This window comes from Methanosarcina sp. 2.H.A.1B.4 (genome assembly GCF_000979385.1).
GTDB lineage: Archaea > Halobacteriota > Methanosarcinia > Methanosarcinales > Methanosarcinaceae > Methanosarcina.
This window is the reverse complement of sequence record NZ_JJOV01000080.1, coordinates 135,733-161,962: the sequence shown is the minus strand read 5'-3', so window position 1 is coordinate 161,962 and position 26,230 is coordinate 135,733. Positions and strand designations below refer to the sequence as shown.

Sequence of the window (26,230 nt, the reverse complement as noted above, 5' to 3'; positions counted from 1 at the left end):
ATATGGAAGAAGGTAAGATAAAGAACACGATAACAAGGAGTTTCGAACTGCAGGACTACAGGATAGAAGGAGCAGAACTCTCTGGTTTCTGGGCAGATCTGCTCAGCAAAGAAGAACTGACGGTTGAAGTAAATTACAGGCCTGAAAACAAAAAAACCTTCAGCCCCGGAGAAACAGAAACTCTTATTCATGAAATCTGCAGAAAATGCGATAGTTTTGAGGCTCAGCTTCCCGAAAATACAAAATGTGAGGTCACATTCAAAGACTTCGGAGAAAAAGTTTACAAAACTGACCAGTTGGATTTTGAACCGGCATCCAGGGAAATGGACGAAGTTAAGGTTGCTTACCGCTTCTATGTAGCTTATTATGTTTAGTCAGTTTGACAAATAATCAAGTTTGATTTTAATTTAATCCGGATTATATGACGAATATTTGCCTGAGTTCGAAAAATAGGCTCTATCAACCGGTGAAAATATTGCCCGGTGAAAATATTGCCCGGTGAAAATATTGCCCGGTGAAAATAATATTACCCGGAAAAAAACAATCAAAAACAGGGAAGGGAGCATAAAAAATGTCTCAACCAGGGAAAAACCCCGGTATTGCTGCAGTACTGTCATTCTTCATCCCGGGCCTCGGGCAGATTTATAACGGGCAGATCATGAAAGGGATTATCTTTTTCATTCTTGCCTCTATTGGGATTGTCTTTATCATTCTTGCATTTCTTTTCGGCTTCCGAGCAATAGTTTTAATCGGTTACATCCTCTATCCGCTGTTCTGGATCTACAACCTGTATGATGCCTACAATACTGCCAGGAAAATTAATGAAAGGTATGGAGGATATTATTAAAATAAGCTTTCAGGAAGAAGATTTTCTTCCTTTTTTCAGAAACTGACAGATAGAACTCTCACCAACTTATTAATGTTGATCTGGAATGAACATCGAATCCACACTGAACATGATACTCATTTTTTTACTTGCTTCAATTATAGTACTTATAGCCATGTTTGCCTATGCAAAATATAGTGCAAAAAAGTCACAAGAGATGGAATTGGGAGTTGAAGCCGAAAGAGAGCTCATGAAAGCAGAAAAGGAAAGGGAAGAAATCAGAAAGACAGAGGAAACAGGATATTCGGAAAGAGACGAAAGAGAAGAGCACGAAGACGATGAATCTGACGATGACGGGGAATGAAGATCAGGCTCTGATGAAATATCAATGCCGATGAATATATCAATGAATATATTAATGTAAGGTAATAGGAAGAAAAGAACTGTATAAAATGAAAAACTGATGTAAAAAAGTTTTACTTTCTAAATCGATTCTCACCTTCACACCGTTTTTATCTCTTTTTCCAGTCTCTTTATGATTTCTCTGAGCTGGATTGCGCGCTCGAAGTCCAGCCTGTCAGCAGCTTCTCTCATCTCCGTATCCAGTTCGATGATTACGTTGGGGATATCGGTCTTCGGGATATGTTTTGTGTCGGTAATATCCACTACTTTTTCTCGTATGGGTTTTCGGATGGTTGTCGGGACTATGCCGTGTTCTTCGTTGTAGGCGATCTGCATTGCGCGACGGCGTTCGGTTTCGCTCACTGCTTTTTTGATGGAATCGGTCATCCTGTCGGCGTAGAGGACAACCTTTGAACTGGAGTTCCGGGCTGCGCGGCCTATGATCTGGATTAGGCTCTTTGAGTCTCGGAGGAAGCCTTCCTTATCTGCGTCCAGGATACCGATGAAGCCCACTTCCGGGATGTCAAGCCCCTCCCTGAGCAGGTTGATCCCGACAAGGACATCAAATTTGCCAAGGCGCAGTTCACGGATGATTTCTGTCCTTTCGATGGTCTTGATATCGGAGTGCAGGTAGCGGGCCTTGATCTCGTTTCTGGCAAGGAATTCGGTCAGTTCTTCTGCGAGCTTTTTGGTAAGGGTGGTCACGAGGGCGCGGTCTCCCCTATCCACTATTTTCCGGATCTCCTGCATGACATCCCTGACCTGTCCCTCGAGGGGGCGTATCTCAACCTCAGGGTCAACGAGGCCGGTCGGGCGGATAATCTGTTCCACGATCCGGGCGGACTGCTCCCGCTCGTAGTCTGCAGGGGTTGCCGAGACGAAGACCACGTTTTTCATGTATTTTTCAAATTCGTCAAACTTCAGGGGCCTGTTGTCAAATGCACTGGGTAGCCTGAAACCGTAATCAATAAGGCTCTTTTTCCGCGAGCGGTCTCCGTTATACATCCCATGCAGCTGGGGAATGGTCTGGTGGCTCTCGTCAATGACCAGGAGGAAATCTTCAGGGAAATAGTCAATCAGGCAGAAAGGCTGTTCTCCGGGCTGCCTGTGGTCAAAGTGCCTTGAGTAGTTCTCAATGCCCTTACAGCTGCCGGTTTCTTCAATCATTTCCATGTCATAGAGCGTGCGCTGCTTCAGCCGGTGGGACTCGAGCAGCCCGAGGTCAGGCAGGCGCTCCTCAAGCTCTTCAAGGATGGACTGGATTGCGCTTTTCTGCTCCTCTTCAGGGATAACATAATGCCTGGCAGGGTAGACGAAAAAGTAGTCCATCTCTTCTTTTCGCTGTCCTGTCTGCTTGTCCAGTTCGGAAATACGGTCTACCTCGTCCCCGAAGAGCTCGACCCGGATGATGTCATCGAAGTAGCCGGGAATGATATCAATAGTGTCCCCTTTTACTCGAAAACGCCCGGGCATGAGTTCCAGATCGTTTCTTTCAAACTGGATATCGATAAGTTTCTCAAGGATTTCCTTTCTCTGGACCTTATCTCCAACCTTCAGTTCAAACCCCATCTTCTGGAAGTTCTCAGGGTTGCCAAGCCCGTAGATGCAGGACACGGAAGCCACCACAATTACGTCCTGGCGTGACATCAGGGAGGCTGTAGCTGCAAGGCGCATCTGTTCAATCTTCGGGTTTATCTGCGCGTCTTTCTCAATGTACTGGTCTTTGGCAGGAAGATAGGATTCAGGCTGGTAATAGTCATAATATGAAACAAAGTACTCAACTCGGTTTTCAGGGAAGAACTCCCTGAACTCATTATATAGCTGGGCAGCCAGGGTCTTGTTATGGGCAATGACAAGAGTCGGTTTTCTGATCTGGTTTATGACATTCGCGACCGTATAGGTCTTTCCTGACCCTGTGACCCCTAGAAGAGTCTGGCATCTTTCTTTCTTCTCCAGCCCCTCTACAAGCTGCCTGATAGCTTCTGGCTGAGAGCCCCTGGGCTCAAAATCGGAAACCAGTTTAAACTGAGGGCTGTCCCAGTACCGTGCATCGTGTATTGTTTCGAACTTTTTTCCGGATAATGGCTCGGGTGTCTGGCTGGAAACTTTCATGGGATCAAGACCTTCTCTATAGTTATACAAGACCAATGACTTTTATTTACGGGATCAATGATTTTTGCCTGAGCAGGCGGTTGTAGTTGATTGCAAACCTGTGGGCCTCGTCCCGGAGTTCCTGGACAAAGAGAGAGGCTTTTTCATCTTTTTTTATGGGGAGAGGGGACTTAAGCCCTGGCACATAAATTTCCTCTTCCCGCTTGGCAATGGAAATAATCGGAACCCTGAGCTTCAGTTTCCTGAGTTCCTGGAAAGCTGAAGAGAGCTGCCCTTTGCCCCCATCTATGATAATTAAATCAGGCATGTCGTGTTTTTCTTCAAGCAGGCGGGAATAGCGCCTCCGCACAACCTCGGCAATGGAAGCAAAATCATCAATCCCTTCCACACTTTCTATTTTGAAGCGCCGGTAATTGTGTTTATCAGGCCTGCCCCCCCTGAACTGCACCATTGAACCGACCGTAGCCGTACCCGAGAGGTGGGAGATGTCGAAGCACTCGATAACGTTCGGGAGTTTGGGGAGAGAGAGTTTGCTCTGCAGGGCTTCGATTTTTTTTCTGTCCCCGAAAAATCCGATTTCAACATTTTTCAGGACCAGATCGAGAAGTTCTTTTTTCTCTCCCTGCTTCGGAACTGTTACTTTCACTTTCTTTCCCTTCACATGCGCCAGGAATTCTATAAGGGACTCTTCAAGAGGCTCGGGAACGATCAGTTCCTCAGGCGGGTCATTCTCGGAATAGTACTGCACCAGAAATTCTTCCAGAAACTCCTGTCCGAAGGCAAAGACATAGTCCTGCTTGTCTTCCAGAGTCCCTTTGTAAACCTTGAAGAGCATGAGGTAGACGGTATCATCCCTGACAATGTAGTTCAGAATGTCCTCGTCATGCTTCTTCTGCCTCTCCACATTTTGCTTTTCCTGAAGGCTTTCAAGGGCTGCAATCTCATCTCGGAGTTCCAGGGCCTGTTCAAACTGCTGCCTGGAAGCCAGCTCTTTCATTTCTATTCCCATGGACTCGATAAGTTCCCTGATATTGCCTTTCAGGACAGAAGTGGCCCTTTTTACCTTCTCTCCGTACTCCTCCATGGAAATACTGCCTATGCATGGTCCGCTGCATACTCCGATGTGATAGCGAAGGCAGGCATGTACAGGCATTTTTTTACAGGTCCTGAGCTGGAAGGTTTTTCTTACGACCTCGAAGATGTAGTCCCTTTCCTTTGCAGAAACGAAAGGCCCGAAAAACTCTCCTTCTCCGGTATTTTTCCGGGAAATCACGATCCGGGGAAATTTTTCTCCGGTAAGATGGATGCAGGCATATCGCTTTGAGTCCTTGAGGAGAATATTGTACCTGGGCCAGTGCTTCTTGATCAGGGTATTCTCAAGGAGCAGTGCTTCCACTTCGGTATTTGTAACTATGACGTCAAGGCCCCTGGCAGCCTGCACAAGGCTCGCTGTTTTAGGGTCGTGGTCCTTTTTCTGGAAATAGCTGGTCACCCTTTTTTTAAGGTCCTTTGCCTTCCCCACGTAGAGCACAACCCCGTCCTCGTCCATGTAAAGGTAGCAGCCGGGCAGGTGCGGAAGAGCATCCAGGTCAATCATTTTTGAGCCTCATTGCGTTCAAATTTGGTTTACTCAAATCCGGTTTTCAGGTTTTAATTTTTCAGGATTTAATTTTTCAGGAATCCTTTATCAGGAATCCTTTAAAGCGCCTGTCCTTCAAACGCTTTGTCTGCTCCGTCTTCGAATTCGTCAGGCTATTCTTCAAATTCTTCCTCAGATTCTTCTTCAGAGTCCCCTTCAGATTCCTCGTAATCGGCCTCAAAATCTTCCCCGTCCTCGAAAACTGCCTCGACAGGCTGTGCTCCCGACTCCAGGTATGAGTTCCTCGCTCCCGAAAGCCTGGGAGCAAGGAAGTGCCCGGTATAGCTTTCCGGAACCAGGGCAATTTCTTCCGGCGTGCCTGTGGCAACAATCTCCCCGCCTGCATTTCCGCCTTCGGGGCCAAGGTCGATTATATGGTCCGCGGATTTGATGACGTCCAGGTTGTGTTCGATAACAACCACAGTGTTTCCTTTTGTAACAAGGCTGTTCAGGACTGAAATCAATTTTTTAACGTCATGGAAATGCAGCCCTGTTGTGGGCTCGTCAAGAAGATAAATGGTCTTTCCGGTACCCTTTTTAGAGAGTTCGCGGGTCAGCTTTATTCTCTGGGCTTCTCCCCCGGAAAGGGTCGTTGAACTTTGCCCGAGCTTGATGTATCCCAGCCCTACTCGCGTGAGGGTATCGAGCTTGCCTTTGATCGCAGGGACGTTTTCAAACTGCTCGGCAGCCTCTTCCACGGTCATGTCCAGGACTTCGGAAATCGATTTGCCTCTGTATTTTACCTCGAGGGTTTCCCGGTTATAACGCGTGCCCTTGCATTCTTCACATTCAATGTAAACATCAGGCAGGAAATTCATTTCAATCTTGATCAGCCCGTCTCCCTGGCAGGCTTCACAGCGCCCTCCTTTTACGTTGAAAGAAAAGCGTCCGGTTTTGTAACCCCGGATTTTGGCTTCCTTCGTTTCGGCAAAAGCCTGCCTGATTGCATCAAAGACCTTGGTATAGGTCACAGGGTTCGAGCGGGGGGTCCTGCCTATGGGGCTCTGGTCGATAACAATTACCTTATCGAGCTCGGAGTCAAAAACCAGCTCGTCATATTCCCCGGGTGTCACGTTTGATTTGTTAATCTTCTTCATCAGGGCTTTGTAAAGAGTATCGTAGATAAGGGTAGATTTTCCGGAACCTGAAACCCCGGTAATTACCGTGAAAAGCCCTATGGGGATATTCACATCGATGTCCTTCAGGTTATTTGCCCGGCAGCCTTTCAGCCGGATGAAGGCCGCGCTCTGGCGGCGGAGAGCAGGAGGTTTTATTTGCTTTTCTCCTGAGAGGTACTTGCCTGTCAGAGACTCCGGATTTCTCTCGATTTCTGCGGGTGTCCCTTCGGCTACCACGTATCCTCCATGGATCCCTGCGCCCGGACCTATATCGAGCACATAGTCCGCAGCCCGGATAGTATCCTCGTCATGTTCTACCACGATGAGGGTGTTCCCGAGGTCCCGGAGGGTCTGCAGGGTCTGGATCAGCCGCTCGTTGTCCCTCTGGTGCAGCCCTATGGAAGGCTCGTCCAGCACGTAGAGCACTCCCATGAGGTTTGAGCCGATCTGTGTTGCCAGCCTGATCCGCTGGGCTTCTCCCCCGGAAAGAGTGCCTGCACCGCGGGAAAGGGTCAGGTAACCAAGCCCCACATGCTCAAGGAAACCAAGCCGGGAACGAATTTCTTTCAAGACCTGTTTTGCGATTTCCTGCTCTTTTTCCGAAAGCGTGATGTTTTCGAAAAACCGGATACACTGGATAATGGAGAAGTCTGTTGTATCCACAATTGACTTTCCGGAGAGCTTGACTGCAAGGACCTTTTCTTTCAGACGCTTGCCTTCACAATCCGGACAGGGGCGGACCTGCATGAACTTCTCGAGTTCTTTTCGCCGGTACTCGGACTTGGTCTGGTTATAAAGCCTCTCAGACTGCGGAAGAAGCCCTTCCCATGTGCCTTTGTGGGACCACTGGGCATCCCCGTTCTTCATGCTCATGCTGAACTGGATTCGATCATCTGAGCCGTGCATGAGGGCGTTGTACTGCTCTGCTGAAAGGGCTTCAAGAGGGGTAAAGATATCAAAACCGAAATGCTTTGCAACAGCTGTCAGGTGCTGGCTCCGGTAGCCGTCAAGGAAGTTCCTGTAAAGAGCAACGGCTCCGTCGGCAATGCACAGGCTTTTATCAGGAATTATGAGGTCAGGGTCGAACTCCATCTTAATCCCGAGCCCGTTACAGGTTTCACACGCCCCGAAGGGACTGTTGAAGGAAAACATCCTGGGCTGGAGTTCCTCAAAAGCCATCCCGCAGACAGGACAGGCCATGTTAGAAGAATAAAGGTGGTCTTTCCCTTCGGAATCGACGGCAATTAAGAGCCCTTCAGCTTTCCGGAGGGCATTTTCGCAGGCTTCGACAAGCCTTGACCGGTCTTCGGCAGGGTCCTGGCGGTCAATTACCACTTCAATATCATGCTTTTTGTAGCGGTCAAGAGTAATTTCGTCGTCGGTCCTGTGGATTTCCCCGTTTACCCTGACCCTGGTAAAGCCTTCGCTGTTCAGGTCCCTGAAAAGCTGCTGATAAGTCCCTTTTTTCTGGCGGACGATGGGTGCGAGGATTGTAACCATTCCCTCACATTCCCTGCTGAGGCTGTCCGCGATCCTTTCCGGAGACTGGGACTCTATTTTGATATCATGGACAGGACAGTAAGGAGTCCCTACCCTTGCAAAAAGCAGCCTGAGGTAGTCATAGATTTCAGTGACGGTCCCCACCGTACTCCGGGGGTTTTTAGAAGTTGTTTTCTGCTCTATGGATATTGCCGGAGACAGCCCTTCAATGCTGTCCACATCCGGCTTGTTCATAAGCCCGAGGAACTGCCGCGCATAAGCAGAGAGGGACTCCACGTAGCGCCGCTGCCCCTCGGCATAGATGGTGTCAAAGGCCAGGGTAGATTTCCCCGAGCCTGAGACGCCGGTGATAACGATGAACTTGTCCCGCGGGAGCTCCACGGTAATGTCTTTCAGGTTGTGTTCCCGTGCCCCTTTAACGATGATATTTTTCATATTTCTTCTCTCGGGTTTTTTCTTATGTCAGTTGAATCAGTTATTCCAGTTAAATCAGTTATATTTCAGTTGAATCAGCTATATTTCAGCTAAAGCAGTTATCGTAAGGTCTTGAAAGTTGAAGGTTAAAAAAATAATATGAAACAAGAAGCAAAATCATTTTTGAAGAACTTCTCTTCACTTTTTCTCTTTACATTTTCTCTTCAATGTTCGGATAATGTGTTCAGGCAGATAATTCTACGTATTATTATAAATAGGTGGTTATAAATGACCCGCACCAGTTGTCCGGAATTCTTCCGGAGAGATATGTCCCGATTTTTTCAGCACATGTAGCAAAACGTCGATTTTTTATTAATATAGTTATATAGCGGACTGAAAGTATTAATCAATCTTTTTTTCAATTCCTTCCTGAGAGGACGAAACGCCCCGTAATGAATTAATCGATTTTTTTATTTTTGCCTTTTAAACGGCTCAATTGAATACTTTCACTTTCCTGCCGACCTGCAGGAATTTTTCTGAAGCCAAAATTCTGGTCGTCCCCGGCTACCTGGTTGATATTCTGGGGGTCAGACTTCCCGGCACAGCTAATGATTTCATTTTTATCTACTGTACGCGGGCGGGTTCAAGCGGGGCGCAGCGGGTGGAAAGAAAGAACGTGAGATGCAATTAACGGTCATTCAGGAATAATAAAAACTAATTAAACAGGGAAGCGCATGGGATAATACCTAAAGGAAAATTGTCTCTACCACCGGCTGGAACCTCAAAACCCTATTTTATAATTCGACGTGACTTTGCGTCAATCGAGTTCTAGGATCCGGTTTTTCTGGCTTCATGGGAGAGTGGGATAGAAGAAAGTATGACCAGATCGAAAAGCTAAATAAAAATATACATAAGTAAGCGGTTCATATTCAAACCTTAATACAAGAGAACAACAGGTTAAACATTAAACTGCTTCCGGAGAGTATAGAAGATCAAAAGCCATAGTGGAAGTTTTGGCAAAATAAAATTTTATCTCTCAAACCATTATTGGAAAATGAGGCAGCACCCAGAAATGTGGATATATTTTAGATGTTAAATATTGGAGTGAGAAATAATGTCAGAACCTATTATACAAAATATTCATGGGAAGATTACAAACAAAAGAGATGCTGTAGTATCTATGTCTATTATCTGGGAGAGAATACTCCATGCTCCACTAAAATATAGCCATTGTGAGTGTGGAACTCCGTTGTGTTTTGGGTTTCTCAGGTCTTATGACCACGACGGGGGAATTGATACCCCTGGGTTTGAAGCGCCTCAGTGGTTTTACATCCATTGTTTTGAATGTGGGCATGATACGGCTATTACCCACATCGGGATTAACTTACAGGAACTAAAACTAAAGAGTGAAAATAATATTTGGGACAATATGGATGTATGCGAGAACTGCGCGAATTTCAAAGAGTTTTATGCGGATCACTATCTAGAAAATGAGGAGATTACTAAGTTAGCTCATCATTGGTGTAAGATGGATAGTGGAGAAACGACACGAACAACAAAAGCGTGTTGTTGGTTCAGTGAAAAAGAGTAATTTTATCAAAAACTGATTTTCAGGAAATACATTAAAAATTAATACAGTACATTTCCATATTATAAGTTATGCCCAAACCAAGAACTTTAATTGAGGGTTTTATTGCTGGAACTCTATTCGGGATCTACATGAAAACGGGCATTTCTATAGATGAAGGAGATCTCATAATAACTACTTTCACGCAAGTGTTTGAAAATCTGGGAAAAGTTACTAATTCGACTTACAATTGGAGAACTCCTTTGTTGCTTTTATCAATAATGTTTACTCTCGTATCTTTTATTGATCTATTAGCAGTATTGAGTGAAGAAAAAGATATACAAACCGGTATTCTGCTCTACGGATCAGGTCTCATTTTAGGATTATTTTTGATTTTGATAACATAAATGAAAGTTAAACGATCTTAGATCTTAGTATCTGGGGAGAAAAGCCATTTGGCTTTTTACTACTCACGCAGAGCCTTTACAATGGATTGAAATTAGCTTCCTTACTACTTTATTTATCCTAGGGTAAGTAAACAACTCAGTAGGTTCACATTATATATACAAAAATCAGACACTTTATCGCATTATATAATTTTTAAAAGCCTCGACTGTCGCCCGCGTATTGTCAAAATTTTACTATTGATGAGAGTAAAGGACCATAAAGTGGCTGTTTCAGTGATAAATTTTATGAAATATGTAACGTGACATCCAACTCATGTTAAATACGCTGTTTAAAGCTTATTTTGGCAAAATAAATCATCTAAAGGTCCTAATTGTATATTATCAGTGGGGGATAATTGGAATGAATTCTTATGGAGTCTATTCCTACAAACACCCTGAATATATGTATAAAGGATAAAAATTTACACAGTATGGGGGATTTTATATATAGGTATGAATATAATGGTCGGTAGAAAATTTCTAATGAGGCGATCAAATTTGTGAAATAAAAAACGTGCTCAATTAATGCCGTCAGAAACCCTGGTACGGTTTCCAACAACAAAGTTTCCAGCGACAAAGCTAGATAGTAAATTCAACTGCATTTGTGCTATAACAAAGCATACCGTATATAATACTTATGCCATTTGAGCAAAGTTCAATATGGCAACTAGTTTTGGACGACTTTTAAGAACTTGATTAGTTTAAACTGCACAAAAAAGGAGCAGGTATGCTAGTTGAACTAATGATTATAGCGATAGCTATGCAAAACTTGGAATTAATGGACATCGACCGAATAACTGGGATAATAGCAAACCTTGTAGAAATTATAGCTAGGATAATAGAAATTTGCCTAGTGTTTAGAAAATTGTAAAGACCTTAATCCAAGGTCTTTAATTTTTTATTTTGGAATTCCCGAGTAGAAGAAAATACAGAAAATAATGTTGAAGTGTGGTAGAAATTTTGGCAATAATACCACCAATGAGGGAATTATGGATTTGATCACTAAATTAGCTATCATAACTATCATAGTAAGCATTATTTTTGGTATTCCTAATTGTATTTCTGCTTATTATGCTAGAAAAGCTCATAACAAAAAAAATCAAGATTTCGTTATTCATGAAGAACGTGTTTTAGATGCAAAAAGTAAAGTGAAAAAGGTTCTCTTAGGATTTTGTAATGATTGGAAATCATATTCAAATAGTAAAGAACTTTATTCAAATGAAGATCCGGAATATATTGCATTCATATGCGTAAACCATCGACTTGAGTATCATTTAGATCAATTTAATCTCGTCTCAAATGAAATAAGTGACCTACCCATAGCGGTATCTGATAAATTATTAGAGTTCGTGTCACAGATACGTATTATGATAGGTCGATCTAATATTGTTGATGTTGAAGTGTGGAGCAGGAAATATCCTTCTAGTCTTGTAAACCAATTTGATGAACTTTTGGCCGATGTTATGGAAATGTATGCAAATTTAGATGAAATTTGTAGTATCACTAAGAAAGCATGATAGCATCGCTGGCTATAGGAATAATTGGAAAAATCGTAGACATCTACCTCAAGTCCAAAAAAATGTTAAAGTAAAGACCTAGTTTCTATCCGAAAAGTATTGTAACCTACTGTAACTTTTACAATTGGCAATATGCACAACTTAACTTATACTCAATATTATGACCTATTGCAACTTCTACAACATGCCATTATTGACTTTTCGGATAAGATCTTAGTTCAAGGTATTTTATTTTTTTACTTTTGCCTTTTAAATGGCTCAACCGAATACTTTCACTTTCCTGTTGGTCTGCATGAATTTTTATGAAGCCAAAATTCTGGCCGTCCCCGGCTACCTGGTTGATATTAGGGGATCAAACTTCCCAGCGCGGCTAATGACTTCATTTTTATCTACTGTACACAGGCGGGTTCAAGCGGAGCGCGGCGCGTGGAAAGAAAGAACGAGAGATGCAATTTACGGTCATTCAGGAATAATAAAACCTAATTAAACAGGGAGCGCCTGGAATTAAACCTAAAGGAAAATTGTATCCACCACCGGCTGGAAACTCAAAACCCTATTTTATAATTCGGCGCGGCTTTGAGTCAGTCGAGTTATGAAGTGGGATTTTTGGGATATTAGGCAGAAGAAAGGATGACCAGATCGAAAGATAAAGAGAAAATGCATAAATAGTTTACATTCAAACCCTTATTCAGGAGAACAGCAGGCTAAAGAACAATACTTTTTGTTTCATACATTTCTCCCTTTAGACAGTTGTAGCATTAGGGCACAAGGCTTAGAAAGGGTCACAGTAAAGCACTTTATTGTTAATTATCTTTATTACTGTGACCCTCTCCTCCTGCCTCTTTATTTTTTTCTCTTACCAAGGCTTTCTTTCCTATCTTTTGCCGCCTTGTGCTGTTTATTCGTTGTTTTAGCTGCTTCTGCTGCCTCTTGTAAGGCTGCATCGTTTAGTTTCTTACCCATATTTACCACCTCCCTAATTTTTTAATAGTTAATGAATTGACTTCCACAAATAAATAAATTTCTAATGTTGTTTCTTCATTCTTGTGCCTATTTTGTTGCATTGTTTAACAAATTAACAAAAAATATTTTATTATAGATTGATTGCGTTGTTTCCTTGAAGCCAGGAGGAACTCTAGACTAGCAAATGAACGCCATGCTCAAACGGACACTATATATGCCTGTTCCAGGAGCTCCTGTAGCTTTCGTATACACTCTTCCAAGACATTTATATCAGGAAAACTGGATAAGATACCAATAGAGAACCCGTAAAGGTTTCTTTCTTACATATATATTTTTTTAATTTTGTTTTACATTTACCTAAAAACCAGTTAAAAACTTAGATTTTGGGGAATAGAAACGGCACGTAGTGCCATAATAATGAAATGGGAGGAAAGCAGGATGCCAAGCGACGAACCGAAGGAAATCGTCCACTACGACAAGGACGGCAAAAAATATTATACGCTAGACGTTCACGACATAGACGACATGAAGATAAGCCGGTTTTATAGCCCGGCGGAAGGCCTTATTTTTGAAGACGGTGGCCCGATCACAGAGGAGGACCGCAAGGAAGCAGACCGGATTTGGGACAGCATAGCTATGCCAGGAACCAGTCCGGGTACCGTGACCCCAAAAAAGAAGAAGCACTAAAAAAATTATAAGACAGACGAAACAAAATTTAAGTGTGAGGGGTGGGATTCTAAACCCCTAATTCCTTTGAATCAAATTTAAAACTCCAAATTGCTTCCTGAGAGGATGAAACGCCCCGTAATGAATTAATCGATTTTTTTATTTTTGCCTTTTATACGGCTCAACCGAATACTTTCACTTTCCTGCTGACCTGCATGAATTCTTCTAAAGCCAAAATTCTGGCCGTCCCCAGCTACCTGGTTAATATTCCGGGATCAGACTTCCCGGCGCGGTTAATGATTTCATTTTTATCTACTGTACACAGGCGGGTTCAAGCGGAGCGCGGCGCGTGGAAAGAAAGAACGTGAGATGCAATTTGCGGCCATTCAGGAATGATAAAAACTAATTAATCGGAGAGCGTCGAACTTTTCCTTAAAATCCGTAGTTCCAGACAAATAAAATTTCTTATTCTGATTGGAATAAATTGGGGTTTTCTAAGGGGAGTTTGCATTAAGAGCCTATCCGAAAAGTAGAAAAACTTCGATATAGAGTAATATGGACTTGTGAGTCTTCCGGGATAGTAGTGGAGTGTCTGAGGTAAATGGAGAGGATAAAAAGAGGGAGGATTTTCAGCGAAATACTATACTTGTGTAGTAGTCTATTTATACATCTTAACTGTACGAGTAGGGTATGAAGCAATACAAAACTTTCAGACTTTCTAACAGTGTATTTTCAGACCTGAAAGCTTTGCAAAAAGATGGTGAATCGATTCCAGATACCATCAGAAGAATGAATAACGATTACTCGGATTGTGTTAAAGAAATTCAATACAGATATTCAAGAGATATATTGAATGATGGGTCATTTACTCAGTATATTTCTATCACTGCAAGTGGTAACAGCAGGTACGGTTCACGATATACTGAATATTTCATGAAGATAGGGGAAGACCAGAACGACCTTGTTCGGCTCCCAAAAGACGTTCTCGACGAAATCAGTTGGCTGTCGCAACACCCGGACGAGATATTCAATACCACTATGTTCACGTTGATATCTATTGAGAAGGCTTTAATGGAATGGAATAGAGAAGACAAAAAATAAAACTAACATTCTACTTCTCTTTGTTAAAATTCCTCTAACCGTTTTGTTTACTGACTCAAAACCCAACCCACTGCATTACTCTGTTTTCTAATTTCAATGTGGTAGCAGGAAATAAAAAATTTCCCTCTGTTCTAATTGCGTTGTGGAGCCTTCCGGGATATACCTGGTCCATATATCTTCAGAAAAAAAATGAGTTGTGCATTACCCTCAAACAGTGTACAAAAAAACGACTTTTTATATAATTTGCATTATATATTAAAAATTAATTCATGATGTTCCTTCTTTATTTATAGTTTTAATTGAGTGTCCGTAACATGCTTCTCTTTGTAGGGAAATTGCTTTTCAAAATCCTCCAGCTCCTCATTTTCGATTTTAAAAACCTCGTCCTCATAAAATTTTCCTGAAATGCCCCTCAAGCTACCATCGTAGAGTTCCAATGCCATAAATGCATCAAAATTATCGCCCCAGGATGTCTGGATATTATATTCTTTAGCATTGACAAAACCAAAACGATGATAATAGTCGGGATTTCCAAAAATAATAATACCCTTATATCCCAGCTGCCTTGCTTTTTCGATAGAATGATTCATTAATAAAGAACCGATCCCCTGCTTTTGATATGATGGCGATACTGTAATTGGGCCCATACATAAAACTTCAAATTCTTTATTTTCCTCATTCAGGACCTTAGCTCTTGAATAGATAATATTGCCGACGATTGTATCCTTATCACATGCAACAAAATCCAATTCTTTTACAAATGCAGGTACTTTTCTTATTTTATGCACTACAAGATGTTCATCACATCCTGGTTTATATAAATCCCAGAATGCTTCTCTTGTCATGTATTCTACACTTTTGAAGTCCTTTTCTTCTTCTTATCTGATAAAAATGTTCATTGTCGTTATCTCCTCCTATCGTTTGAATGATTCTTAAATCAAAATATTTAAGACATGGCGACTTCTACCTAAAAATTTAGAAAATAGTAAATAGTTTCTGGATATAATCTTTTTGTTAATGTATCATTCCTCAAAATGCTTTTTTGCACAATTATACGTACATGTAAATATAAATTTGTAAATAGTTGAGTTTATTTAGATTAATCATTTAGATAAATTTTTCAAACAACTTCATAATATAGAATATTGAATTGTTTAGTTAAAAGCGTACAAAAACGTCGATTTTTTATTAATATAGTTATATCGCGGACTGAAACTATTAATCAATCATTTTTTCAATTCCTTCCTGAGAGGATGAAACGCCCCGTAATGAATTAATCGATTTTTTTATTTTTGCCTTTTAAACGGCTCAATTGAATACTTTCACTTTCCTGCTGATCGGCAGGAATTTTTCTGAAGCCAAAATTCTGGTAGTCCCCGACTACCTGGTTGATATTCAGGGGGTTAGACTTCCCGGCGCGGCTCTGCGTCAATCGAATTATGGAGTGGGATTTCTGGCTTTATAGTGATAAATCGAAGACGAAATATAGCTATAAAACGAGCTCTCATTATAAACTTATAAATGTCGATCTAGAGAAGAGTAATTCAAAAAGATTATAACCAATACATTTATAAAAATGTAGTGAAGAAGTGAAGAATTCTGAGCTTTATCTAATTTTGAAAAACTTTTGTGTAGACATAAAACCCTATGAGTATTATCTGTCAAAAGCGGATGGAAACTTAGCAAAAGTAGCAGAACTGATATCAGATGATTTTTGTGAATGTTGGTGGACAAACGACAAATATAGTGAAGATCGAGAAGAGTATAAAGATTTTGCGGTTACGCATACCTCTGCTCTTAAAACAGCCATCGCGTCATATATAAAAAAACTATATTTTTACGAATTTTGACCAGATCAATAGCTTGATTGTAGCAAAAATAAGTGGGATTACGTAGAATATATTATATATTTTTATAAATTTATAGAACCTGTCAAGTCCAATCGGACCAAAAAAAGGGAAATATTCAGTACCAATTAGTTGGTACTGTAAAACTTAGGATTAAAAGCAAAGAGCCCGCAATCAAAATCCTAAATCTCTTAGAAGGGTTATCAGAGAAAAGAGATACAAACAGCACTCAAATTTTAATCACTCATAATGACTCTTATTTAGTCGCTGATCTGTTAGACAGAAATAAAACCTCTTGAATTTTCATCATCAAATTTGGTGAGAATCTTCAGGATATGTAATGCAAGAAGAAGCCCAGAGGCGCTGAATCTACTGTATCCCCCAATACAGTCTCTTCGAATATTATGCTCCCCCAAGCAAATTAATTCGAAGAAGAATCAGCGACCTCCAGGAGGTTCTTTTATTTTGATGATACCCCTTTATTCCCCAACTCCAGTACATAATTAATAGTATAAATTATATTAAATTAATTATACAAAAAATTGTTTTCAAGCAAAAAATAGTTTGACGTAAAAAGTTTCAAGCTCATTATAGCTCTTTTCTTAAGTAGGACTTACGCATTTGAAGTACAAAATCAAGCACTTTCGGCTTTGTGACTAAGTAGGATGTTTTAGACAGTAAAACTTGCAGGGCAGGAGATTAAAGATCTGGTTGATAGCTAACAAAAACTTCAGATTTTTCTCAGAAATTCGAGACTGGATTTTTCAGCTTGCAGTCTTGATTGGTTCCGATTTTAGTCAAAGTCGAATTTTTTACGTACCTTCGAATTTACAATGTTGTCGCTCGATGAGTATATTTTTTTGAATTTTTGGAGCTGATTTTACGAGAAGCTGGAAGAACACCACTTCCAATATGCGTATTAAAAGACCTATACACTGGTTTTTTTAATTGTTGTCTTGCCTATAGTTTTCTCTGGTTCTCAAGATGGCAATATGTTCCTTGTCAATATACAATCTAATTTAATTAAAACTTGTAATGGATTATATATCTGCTTGACTATATTGTAACTAACTGGATTAATTATGGCAATGTCTGGATTGTTGAAACGAGGGACGAAATATTGATAGATTACCTATTTCTCTTTAATGTTTTTAATTTTGTGTTAGCGATGAAATATCTGAAAAGAGAATCTTATGACAAATACGTTAAGTGGCTCAAGCAACATCCTGTATGGAGTTGTTTAATATTACTTTTTGTTATTTTACTATCCTATAGATATGAAGTCTGAACAAACTATTCATTGCACACAACAAAATGAAAAGAAAAACAGTTGTCCATTAGACAAAACAATGTATATTGATAAAGAAAGGGCAGTCATTTTTGGTGATATAGTCACTCATATGAAATTTTACTATCCTCTTATTTTAGCTTTGTTAGTGATTGTTTTCTTCATTGTGGTAATGGATAAATATAGAACCCTATACTAATTTTGAAATTTTTAATCTGAATATTTTTTTTGTTTTGAGAAAATTTTTCGCTTAAGTAATTTAATATAAGTGTGAAAAGGTATTAAAATTCACAATCGATTATAAGCTTTTGAATATTATCTCAGAGACTGAGTTTTAACCGCAAGGAGAACCCCCATGAAAGTATTGATTGTAGATGACGATCCTTCATTTTTAGAGCTATCAAAGACATTCTTAGAAATTTTCCATGATATACCCTCCGATACTGTGGATTCTGCAGGAGAAGCTCTCAAGATGTTAGAGAAAGATTCCTATGATGTGATAGTCTCGGACTATGACATGCCCGTTATGAATGGTATCACGTTCCTAAGGACTATCCGCGATAAGAGAATCAACATTCCTTTTATTCTATTTACGGGAGTCGGAGAAGAACTTATGCACCAGGCAATGCAAAATGGTGCAAATTCTTTCATTCTGAAAACCAGTGACCCAAGAACTCAGTATTCAGAGTTATCAAAACGAATCTGGCAGGTTGTAAATAGCAGTTAATCAAGCTCCGAGTAACTTTTATTGAGAAGCTGATCACCGAACAGAACAGAAATCGGCTCGCAGAATACGGTCAAAAAATAGTAAATTAAAAGAAAGAAAAGTTTGTGAGCATAGATGAGCTTTGATGAGCTTTGATGAGCTTTGATGAGCTTTGATGTCCGGGTGCTTCCTGAATTATTTGACAGGATTCCCTCCGAGCTAAAACTAACAGTTCAAAGCGAATGTGCCCTTCAACCAGTGTTTTGTGACTTATTATGCTCTTTCTCTTTTAGATATCAGGTTTAAGGCTATCACAAAGCTGGAAACGAATATTATAGCGATTAATGCCGTATTTGTTGGGCTGCTTATACCTGAAAAATTATTGATAAAAGGGCTGGTAATAGAGTAAGCAGCATTACTGGCGGAATACGTCCTTGTATGCAGTCCGTAGTAAGCCGACTCCAGAAGTACTGCTATAAGCGAGATTAAAACTGCTATCATAAAACTGCGGATTATAATGTCAAGTCTCATTCCTGGTCATCTTTTACAACTACGTCCTGAAATATAAATAAACTTATTTCGGTTGAATACCTGTGGGTTATCCTATGGATTTATCTGTGGGAACAAAAAGCGGGCTTGAAATTATGGAGCCTGAATATTAACCTGTGCAGCGTTATTCAGCGTATCTTAACCTGCATATCGTCATTTAGTGTATCATGTCGTTTCTGTCACGCTCGACGCAGGAGAATGGCCTGCCCAAAAAAATGAAAAGAAGAAAAAGGGGATAAAAAGAGACGCAAAAATTGCTGAAAAAGCCTGAAAGTGAAAAAACCAAAACCCTTTCAAAGGGCAAATAAAAAGCTAAAAATATCTGAGAAATACTTCTTTTAAATATTTTCTCATTAGTCTCAATTTTCTTTCTTTTTTTACAGGGCCGCCAGACAAGCTGGCGGAGGCGCTTATATTTAGCTATGAGCTAAAACACATCACCAGTTAGTCAAGGAAATTATTTCTCAGACCGGACGGTGAATTTTCTCCATAATTATTCTATAGTACTCCGGGAACAAGATTAATTAACTGGTTAGAAGTTGTTATTCTCTTAATCATGGAAAAATGGAAAACTCTAAACGTTAATTCCTCAAAGTTAAATTGATCTCTTATGAAAATTCACGTCCTCCAGCACTCCGCCCTCAACACCCTCGGCACCGTAGAAGAATACTCCAGAACTAAAAACCACCCTCTTGAGTCAACCCGCTTTTATAAAATCACAAACCCGCCAGCCCTCGACTCATTTGACCTCCTCATTATCATGGGCGGTCCTATGGGAATCTACGACTACGAAGAAAACCCCTGGCTGAGAGACGAAAAAGCCTTCATCAAACAGACAATCGAAGCAGGAAAGCCTGTGCTCGGGATCTGTCTCGGTGCCCAGTTACTTGCAGACGTCCTCGGCGCCCGCGTCTATGAAAACGGGCACAGGGAAATGGGCTGGTTTCCTGTAAAGGCGGTCCGGACGGAGGGAAATAAACCTGAATTTCTGGAGGGGCTGCCGGAAGAAATCACAGTTTTCAACTGGCATTCCAGAACCTTTGACCTTCCAGCCGGGGCTGTGCATCTTTTCCGGAGCGAAGGATGCAAAAATCAGGGATTTATTTATAACGACAGGGTTGTGGCGCTTCAATTTCACCCGGAAGTGCATAAAGAAAGGGTTGAATCAATGATCATGCGGTTTGGGGGAGAATCAGGAAACGGACCGTTTATCCAGAAAAAAGAGGAAATGTTCGGACAGGAGAAGTATCTGGCTGAGACAAAGAAATTCATGTTTAAAGTGCTGGATAAGTTTGAAGAAATAGCTGGACAGGGAAGACTGAGATGAAGAATATTATGAGGAAGACCTCAGCCAGGACCTCAGTCAGCTGCCTGGCTGGTGTTAACTGTCCTGACCCTCAGGCCTGAAGTATCCTTAAAAAAGGTCTTTCATCCCTGAGACCAGGGCTGCAATATCTTTCAGGGCAAGACTCTTCTTAAACCCTGTGGGAGAGCGATATACTTCGGAGTCCAGACCGGATTGAATTTTTCTTTATTACAGGTTTACTTTACGGGATGGTAAGGGGATTTCTACCCCTTCGTCAAAACCGCAGGCATATAAAATACCATTGAAAGACTGATTCACAAGGTATCCACTTTTTCAGCGTGCCTGAAAGTAACAACCCCTTTACTCTCCTCACTCCCTGTCTTTACATTGTTTCTGGACACCGACACTACATGTTTTGTATCTGCTGGCTGCTGCCTGATCCCTGTCTTTCCGTTGTTCTTGAGGAGCTTGAACTCCTTTGAAAGCATAACCAGCACCACTACCATCATAATATATTCTGTGACCGGCGCTGCAGACCAGACACCGTCGAGCCCGAAGAAACGGGGCAGAATGAATAGCAGGGGAAAGAGGAAAATGAATATCTTTCCAAGATGGATAAAGAGTGCAGCTTTGACCCTGTTTATTGACTGGTAATAGATGGCAGTGAGGAGCACTGTGCCTTCAACAAGCAAAGAGAACATAAAAATGTTCATTCCTCGAAGCGTAACTTTCAGAAGTTCGGAGTCGTCCCGGTTGAAAATCCGTACTACGTTCTCGGAAAAGAAGTAGATAAACAGAAATCCTAAAGCTCCGACGAGGATACACGAAAGCATTGTCAGTTTCAGAGTCTTTGAAACTCTTTCATAGTAGCCAGCCCCGTAATTGAAACCTATAATCGGCTGCACACCAAGGGCTATTCCTTCAAAGAGCATATAGAAGATTGAAAGGACATACCCTATGATACCGTAAGCTGAGACCGCAAGCTCGGAGCCGTATATGAGCAGCATGTAATTATGAACAAAGAGCACAAGAGCCAGTGAGATCTGCATTACAAAGGACGGCATACCTGCTTTAAGGATCCGCAGCACAATTCCGGTTTTTAATCTCATTGCTTTAAGCTGAAGTCTCAACTTTGCCTCGCTGCCGAAAAGGTAATACATGAGCATCAATGCAGACAGAGCAAAGGCAGTTACTGTTGCAATGGCAGCACCGGACATTCCCATTCCCATACGCATGACAAAGAGGTAGTCAAGCACAACGTTTACAACGATTCCGGCAACCATTATGTTCATGCAAAGCTTCGGTTTTCCGTCATTCCTTACGAGAGGTTCGAGGGCAATATTAAGGGTCATGAAGACAGAACCCAGGAAGATAATCTGAAGATATTCGCGGGCAAAGTTAAGGGCAGTACCGCTGGCTCCAAGGAGACTGATAGATGTTTTGCAAAATATAAGCCCGCCTATGGTAAAAATGGCTCCTGCAAGAAGGCATAAAGGAAAAGCATTGTTCACTATATCCAGTGCTCCCTTTGTATTGCCTTTTCCAAGTTCCAGAGCTGTAAGGCTGGACGAGCCTATTCCTATAATTATGCCAGCTCCAATTATAATCAAATAAGGGGGATATGTAAGGGTAATGCCTGCAAGTCCCTGGCTTCCGATAAAATTTCCAATAAAGAAACCATCGATTATGCCCTGGATTCCTGCAATGACAACTCCCACAACTGCCGGAAGGGCAAACTTCAAGAACAAACTCAAAATACTTCCGGACCTCATCTCTTCTTCACTTACCATATCCGGGCCTCCGCAAGCTGCAAAGCCGGTATTACGGGAGCATGAAGCCGGATTTCCAGCCCTTCCTGATAGAGAAAAGCCAGGGCTTTTCTTAAGAAGGACCTGTTCAAAGCGAGATCGGTAACATTATACTTTTTTGGGGTTTTGGATTCTTTTAAAAAATTGAGACAACGTCGATCAACTTTTTTGAATGGTTGCTATAAAGACATTTTTTGTTCCGGATGAAGCTTCGGAAAATATGCACATCGAAGGTGTAGCTGTTTTTTGCAGAATTAATTTATCTGCCTGTACTAAACCAATCATTGCATACATTCTGAGGGTTGTATTATTCTTAGGGTCATTTTGTATTACATCTCTGCAATACAATTAAATTTTTACAAAGCTCCATCATATTTTAACTGGCAAACGTGGATTAAATCGAAATAGATAATCCTTGATAGAGAATTCTAAGTAGAAATTCCGGATGGGAAATTCTGAATAGAAATATCAGATAGAAATCCTCAATAGAGATTTTATGGGAATATAAACAAAGCAAATTAGCCAATACTCAGATAGTTAGTCTGACCAACTGATATTTACGCGCCGCTAAATATTTATGCCATATTTATACATTCACATTCTCTCCTGTTTTACCAGGTTACTTATCCTGAGACCAAAAACGACTTTTATCGGCCTCTATCTGAAAAACTATATGCAAAAAATATGAGAAACTATATATTTTCCAGAAAGTTTAAAAATATTCTAAACTTAATATGTATAACGTTTAATTTAGATATGTTTAATGATCTTACATATATATATAAGTGTTCTGTTAAAAATAATCCATTCTCTTAAAGTGTACGAACTCGATTCATAAAACTCAAAACAGTCATGTGTTTGACAAAACAGTCATGTGTTTGAATTCCCATGTTCGGAGATCAACAGAGATATTCAAACAAATTCGGAAACTTAAAATTAGAAAACTTAAAGAGATTTGGAAACCTGTCAGGACCATATGGCTGAATAAGGACTCCTTTTCCCGGAGAAATATGCAGAAGCAACCCTGAACTTCCTTAAGAAAAAAGAGCTAGCAGATCATTGAAATCTGCTCCTGCTTCTAATAGAATTAAGGGTTAGGATTAAAGGTTTTTCAGCCTGCTTTTGAATTTTCCATCCTCGACCCTATCCAGTACGCTCAAAAGTATTTCCCTGCTTATGTTTCCTTTCTGCATAACATAAGAGACATTCTTGTTGAGCAGCTCCTTATCTTCAAAGCTCAGGTCCTTTGCGGTACATACGATGATAGGAATATCTACAGTCTCCGGATTTTCTTTAAGAGCCTTTATGACGTCAAAACCCGTAAACTTCGGCATCATCAGATCAAGGAGAATTGCATCAGGTCGGCTGATTACAGTTTTATCGATTGCTTCCCTACCCCCGTATGCGCAGACTGGCTCATATCCTTCCTTCTCTATAATGGAACTGAGGAGCTCGACTATAGCCGGATCATCATCTACAATTAGAATTTGAGGAGAGGAGTTTGCAGCCCCTGTTACTTTTACTCTCCGCAGGCTGGAAAGGAGATGGCCTTTTTCCACAGGCTTAATCAGATGGTCAAATGCACCACATAGAATACTGCAATTTTTGTCGTCATTCATGGAAATGACCAGGATAGGGATGCTGGCTGTTGCAGAGTCTTCTTTCAGGTTTTTCAGGATATCCCAGCCATTGATCCCTGGCAGCATTATGTCAAGAGTAATTACAGAAGGCTTCAGTTTACGGGCGAGCAAAAGAGCCTCCTTCCCGCTGGAAACCGAAGCAACCCTGTATCCTGCCTCCGAAAGCGTAATAATTAGAAGCTCCCTTGCCATTTCATCGTCTTCAACAACCAGCACAAGAGATTCGTCTCCTGTGGCTCCGGAAGGCTCTATAATTACCGGAGTCATTACCGGAATCCCAGTTTCATCATTTGTTTCTGGCTTTAAGGCTTCTGGCTTTAAGGTTTCTGGCTTTAAGGTTTCTGACTTTAAGGCTTCTTCCTTTTCGGCTGTCAGTGGGACCGTTTTATTAGAAATGCCTGAACCGTTTACGCATGTTTCGGGAATTTTCCTGTATTTCAAAGGTAGTTCAAATGTAAAAGTCGAGCCTTTTCCAGTTTCGCTCTCAATCCAGACCCTGCCCCCGTGGAGTTCTACGAACTTCCTGACCAGAGCCAGCCCGAGACCTGTACCGTCATACTGGCGGTTGATACTGGAATCTACCTGCCTGAAGGGCTGGAAAAGGAGTTTCTGGTTTTCCTCTGAGATTCCTATTCCGGTATCCGAAACACTGACCCTGACAGAGTCCCCTGTTTTTACGGCTGAAACGGCTACTGATCCACCTTTTGGTGTAAATTTTATTGCATTGCTCATAAGGTTGTAGATTACCTGCTTAAAACGTATCCTGTCAGCATAGATTGTAAGCTCAGGCTCTACATTAAATTTCATTGAGATATCCTTTTTCAGGGCAAGAGCCGAGGTTACAGCTCTGGTATCATTAAATACCTCATGCACTGAAAACATCTCCAGGTCCAGTTCCATCTTGCCGGCTTCAATTTTGGAAAGGTCAAGAATGTTATTTATGAGGGTGAGGAGGTGTTTTCCGCTGTTAGCTATGTTGTTGAGAAACTTTTTATTCTGCTCATTGAATTCTCCACTCATTCCGCTGAGCATCACATCTGAAAATCCGATTATCGAGGTAAGGGGAGTCCGCAGTTCATGGCTCATGTTTGTAAGGAACTCGCTCTTGGCACGGTTGGCACTTTCAGCAGCAAGCTTTGCCTGCAATAGCTCCTGCTCGGCCTTTTTACGTTCGGAGAGGTCGATGAAGCTCTCTATAAGGTATTCTTTCTCTCCAATTTTTACAGGTACCACACTTTTCAGGACAGGTAAATGTTCGCCTCTTCCATTGCTGAGCAGTACTCTTTCAGACCTTTCGACAGTTTGCCCCAGATCAGTTATTGGACACTTATTTATCTCAGCAGGACAGATGAATTTATGGCAGACATTTCCGAGGAGTTTGTCTTTCGGAAGCCCTATCACTTCTTCAGCTGCCTGATTCACTTCCACAATTTCGTGTGTTGAGGCGTCTACCAGCAAAATCCCGCAGAGGGCGTTGTCAATTAGTTTTTTCAATCTCTCCTGGCTTTCCCGCTCCATTTTTTCAGATTTTTTACGCGAACTTATGTCTCTGACAACAAACTGGACTTCCTTGTTCTCAAGGCTCAGGAAAGAAGAGCTGACCTCCGCATCAATAATATTCCCGTCCTGTTTCTTAAATTGGATTTCAAAACGTGCAGCTCCATTTTCAAGAGTTTCTTTCAGGGCTTTCCGGGCTGTCGGAAGATATTCTTTGGATACCAGAGAGCTCAGTGAGACATTTTCAAGATCTCTGTCGCCTATCCCGAGAGCTGTACGGCCTATTTTATTTAGGTCAAGGACTTTTTCCTCGTTCAAAATCACGATTGCGTCATTTGACTGTTCAAACAGAGCCCTGTATCTTTCCTCTTTCTCCCTGAGGATCTCTTTTGCCTGTTCCTGAAGCACCAGGGCATTTTCAAGTTCCATCCAGCGCCGCAGGGAGAAAATCCCGAGAGCAAAGGAGAGATAGACCGAAAGAGTAAGCAGCCCCCCGAGTTTCCAGGGATTGTATTCTTCAACAAATAAAACGACGGATTCAAAAAGGCCAAAGTAAGAGGCAAAGAATGTGAAGAAAAGACCCACGGCTAAAATAATCAACAACTCATCCGATTTTCTCCCAAACGTACGTCTGAAAAAATCTGACATATTATGGTCCCCATAAAACAAAAATAATACCCCAGCACCCTGTTTTCACTTTATGCAATGAACTCTGCTATGATAGATCTGAACCTCTTAATGTCGATAGGCTTGGAAACATAACCGCTGCACCCCGCTTTCAGAAATTTTTCTTCATCTCCGCGCATGGCATGGGCTGTAAGAGCAATAACCGGGATCTCACACGTGGCAGGATCTTCTTTTAATATTTTTAAGACTTCAGTCCCATCAATCCCGGGCAACTGTATATCTAATAATACAATGTCTAACTTATTTTTTTTACTAATTTCAATAGCCATATTTCCATCCACTGCCTCTATTGGCTCATATCCAAATGAAACCAATAGAGTCCTGACAAGTTCCATTATTAAAGGATTGTCTTCCACAACAAGTATATTTTTCATAGGCAACAACCTCCAAACCACTTTATCCCCATTACTTTCTTAGCCTTACATGTATAGTCTCATTGACCTGAAAATGCATTTTCCAAAAAATAAAGAAGTTTTCCAATAATACGAAGAATTGGTAGTATATCTAACTTATTTATTTAAATAAGTTTCAGTATATATCTAGGTAAATAAATTAATAAAGTTAGGGAGAGGGGAAACATTAAAACCGACACATATCAGAAAAACCCCCCAATGAAAACAAGCTAACAAAA

Annotated in this window: 19 protein-coding genes; 11 read left to right on the top strand and 8 right to left on the bottom strand. The window is 41.2% G+C overall.

What is annotated here, in order from left to right; translation table 11 throughout:
- Positions 1–2: 2 nt before the first annotated feature.
- The 3 genes from EO92_RS12765 (at position 3) to EO92_RS12755 (ending at position 1,190) form a co-directional block, all read left to right on the top strand.
- Positions 3–374 (top strand): hypothetical protein, encoded by a 372-nt coding sequence (locus EO92_RS12765; RefSeq protein WP_048172087.1) that lies wholly within the window; start codon positions 3–5, stop codon positions 372–374.
- 197 nt (positions 375–571) lie between these two features.
- Positions 572–847: a DUF5683 domain-containing protein gene (locus EO92_RS12760; protein ID WP_048135122.1), complete on the top strand. Its 276-nt coding sequence runs from the start codon at positions 572–574 to the stop codon at positions 845–847.
- 85 nt (positions 848–932) lie between these two features.
- Positions 933–1,190: a hypothetical protein gene (locus EO92_RS12755; protein ID WP_048172084.1), complete on the top strand. Its 258-nt coding sequence runs from the start codon at positions 933–935 to the stop codon at positions 1,188–1,190.
- 137 nt (positions 1,191–1,327) lie between these two features.
- Here the strand turns inward: EO92_RS12755 and uvrB are convergent, their stop codons facing one another.
- The 3 genes from uvrB to uvrA form a co-directional block, all read right to left on the bottom strand.
- Positions 1,328–3,340, bottom strand: coding sequence for an excinuclease ABC subunit UvrB (gene uvrB, locus EO92_RS12750; protein ID WP_048172083.1), 2,013 nt, complete (start codon positions 3,338–3,340; stop codon positions 1,328–1,330).
- Positions 3,341–3,386: 46 nt separating this feature from the next.
- A complete protein-coding gene (gene uvrC, locus EO92_RS12745) occupies positions 3,387–4,937 on the bottom strand; it encodes an excinuclease ABC subunit UvrC (RefSeq protein ID WP_048172081.1) in 1,551 nt (516 codons plus the stop codon).
- A gap of 155 nt (positions 4,938–5,092) precedes the next feature.
- Positions 5,093–8,032, bottom strand: a complete 2,940-nt coding sequence (gene uvrA, locus EO92_RS12740) for an excinuclease ABC subunit UvrA (RefSeq protein ID WP_048172079.1) — start codon at positions 8,030–8,032, stop codon at positions 5,093–5,095.
- 475 nt (positions 8,033–8,507) lie between these two features.
- Here uvrA and EO92_RS12735 point away from each other — a divergent pair, with 475 nt between their 5' ends.
- The 6 genes from EO92_RS12735 (at position 8,508) to EO92_RS12705 (ending at position 14,271) form a co-directional block, all read left to right on the top strand.
- On the top strand, positions 8,508–8,702 hold the full coding sequence (locus EO92_RS12735; protein WP_048172078.1) for a hypothetical protein: 195 nt from the start codon (positions 8,508–8,510) through the stop codon (positions 8,700–8,702).
- 423 nt (positions 8,703–9,125) lie between these two features.
- Positions 9,126–9,602 carry a hypothetical protein gene (locus EO92_RS12730; protein WP_048172074.1) on the top strand — a complete coding sequence of 159 codons (477 nt, stop codon included), beginning with the start codon at positions 9,126–9,128 and terminating at the stop codon, positions 9,600–9,602.
- 68 nt (positions 9,603–9,670) lie between these two features.
- A complete protein-coding gene (locus EO92_RS12725; RefSeq protein WP_156165823.1) occupies positions 9,671–9,985 on the top strand; it encodes a hypothetical protein in 315 nt (104 codons plus the stop codon).
- A gap of 1,028 nt (positions 9,986–11,013) precedes the next feature.
- Entirely contained in the window at positions 11,014–11,541 is a 528-nt protein-coding gene (locus tag EO92_RS12720) for a hypothetical protein (protein WP_156165822.1), read from the top strand.
- A gap of 1,401 nt (positions 11,542–12,942) precedes the next feature.
- Entirely contained in the window at positions 12,943–13,191 is a 249-nt protein-coding gene (locus EO92_RS12710; protein ID WP_156165821.1) for a hypothetical protein, read from the top strand.
- A 669-nt stretch (positions 13,192–13,860) separates the two neighbouring features.
- On the top strand, positions 13,861–14,271 hold the full coding sequence (locus EO92_RS12705) for a hypothetical protein (RefSeq protein WP_048172066.1): 411 nt from the start codon (positions 13,861–13,863) through the stop codon (positions 14,269–14,271).
- A gap of 287 nt (positions 14,272–14,558) precedes the next feature.
- Here the strand turns inward: EO92_RS12705 and EO92_RS12700 are convergent, their stop codons facing one another.
- Together EO92_RS12700 and EO92_RS18630 are read right to left on the bottom strand one after the other, a co-directional pair.
- Complete coding sequence (locus tag EO92_RS12700; RefSeq protein WP_235283327.1) at positions 14,559–15,116, bottom strand: GNAT family N-acetyltransferase; 558 nt, start codon at positions 15,114–15,116, stop codon at positions 14,559–14,561.
- A gap of 428 nt (positions 15,117–15,544) precedes the next feature.
- Positions 15,545–15,703 carry a hypothetical protein gene (locus EO92_RS18630; RefSeq protein ID WP_156165820.1) on the bottom strand — a complete coding sequence of 53 codons (159 nt, stop codon included), beginning with the start codon at positions 15,701–15,703 and terminating at the stop codon, positions 15,545–15,547.
- A gap of 2,058 nt (positions 15,704–17,761) precedes the next feature.
- Here EO92_RS18630 and EO92_RS12685 point away from each other — a divergent pair.
- Together EO92_RS12685 and EO92_RS12675 are read left to right on the top strand one after the other, a co-directional pair.
- A complete protein-coding gene (locus EO92_RS12685) occupies positions 17,762–18,133 on the top strand; it encodes a response regulator (RefSeq protein WP_048172062.1) in 372 nt (123 codons plus the stop codon).
- A 1,138-nt stretch (positions 18,134–19,271) separates the two neighbouring features.
- Positions 19,272–19,988, top strand: coding sequence for a type 1 glutamine amidotransferase (locus tag EO92_RS12675; RefSeq protein WP_048172059.1), 717 nt, complete (start codon positions 19,272–19,274; stop codon positions 19,986–19,988).
- 293 nt (positions 19,989–20,281) lie between these two features.
- Here the strand turns inward: EO92_RS12675 and EO92_RS12670 are convergent, their stop codons facing one another.
- From EO92_RS12670 to EO92_RS12660, 3 genes are all read right to left on the bottom strand, one after another.
- On the bottom strand, positions 20,282–21,757 hold the full coding sequence (locus EO92_RS12670; protein WP_048172058.1) for an MATE family efflux transporter: 1,476 nt from the start codon (positions 21,755–21,757) through the stop codon (positions 20,282–20,284).
- Between the two features lie 1,118 nt (positions 21,758–22,875).
- Positions 22,876–25,560, bottom strand: coding sequence for a PAS domain-containing hybrid sensor histidine kinase/response regulator (locus EO92_RS12665; RefSeq protein WP_048172057.1), 2,685 nt, complete (start codon positions 25,558–25,560; stop codon positions 22,876–22,878).
- Between the two features lie 50 nt (positions 25,561–25,610).
- On the bottom strand, positions 25,611–25,973 hold the full coding sequence (locus EO92_RS12660) for a response regulator (RefSeq protein ID WP_048172056.1): 363 nt from the start codon (positions 25,971–25,973) through the stop codon (positions 25,611–25,613).
- Between the last annotated feature and the right edge of the window lie 257 nt (positions 25,974–26,230).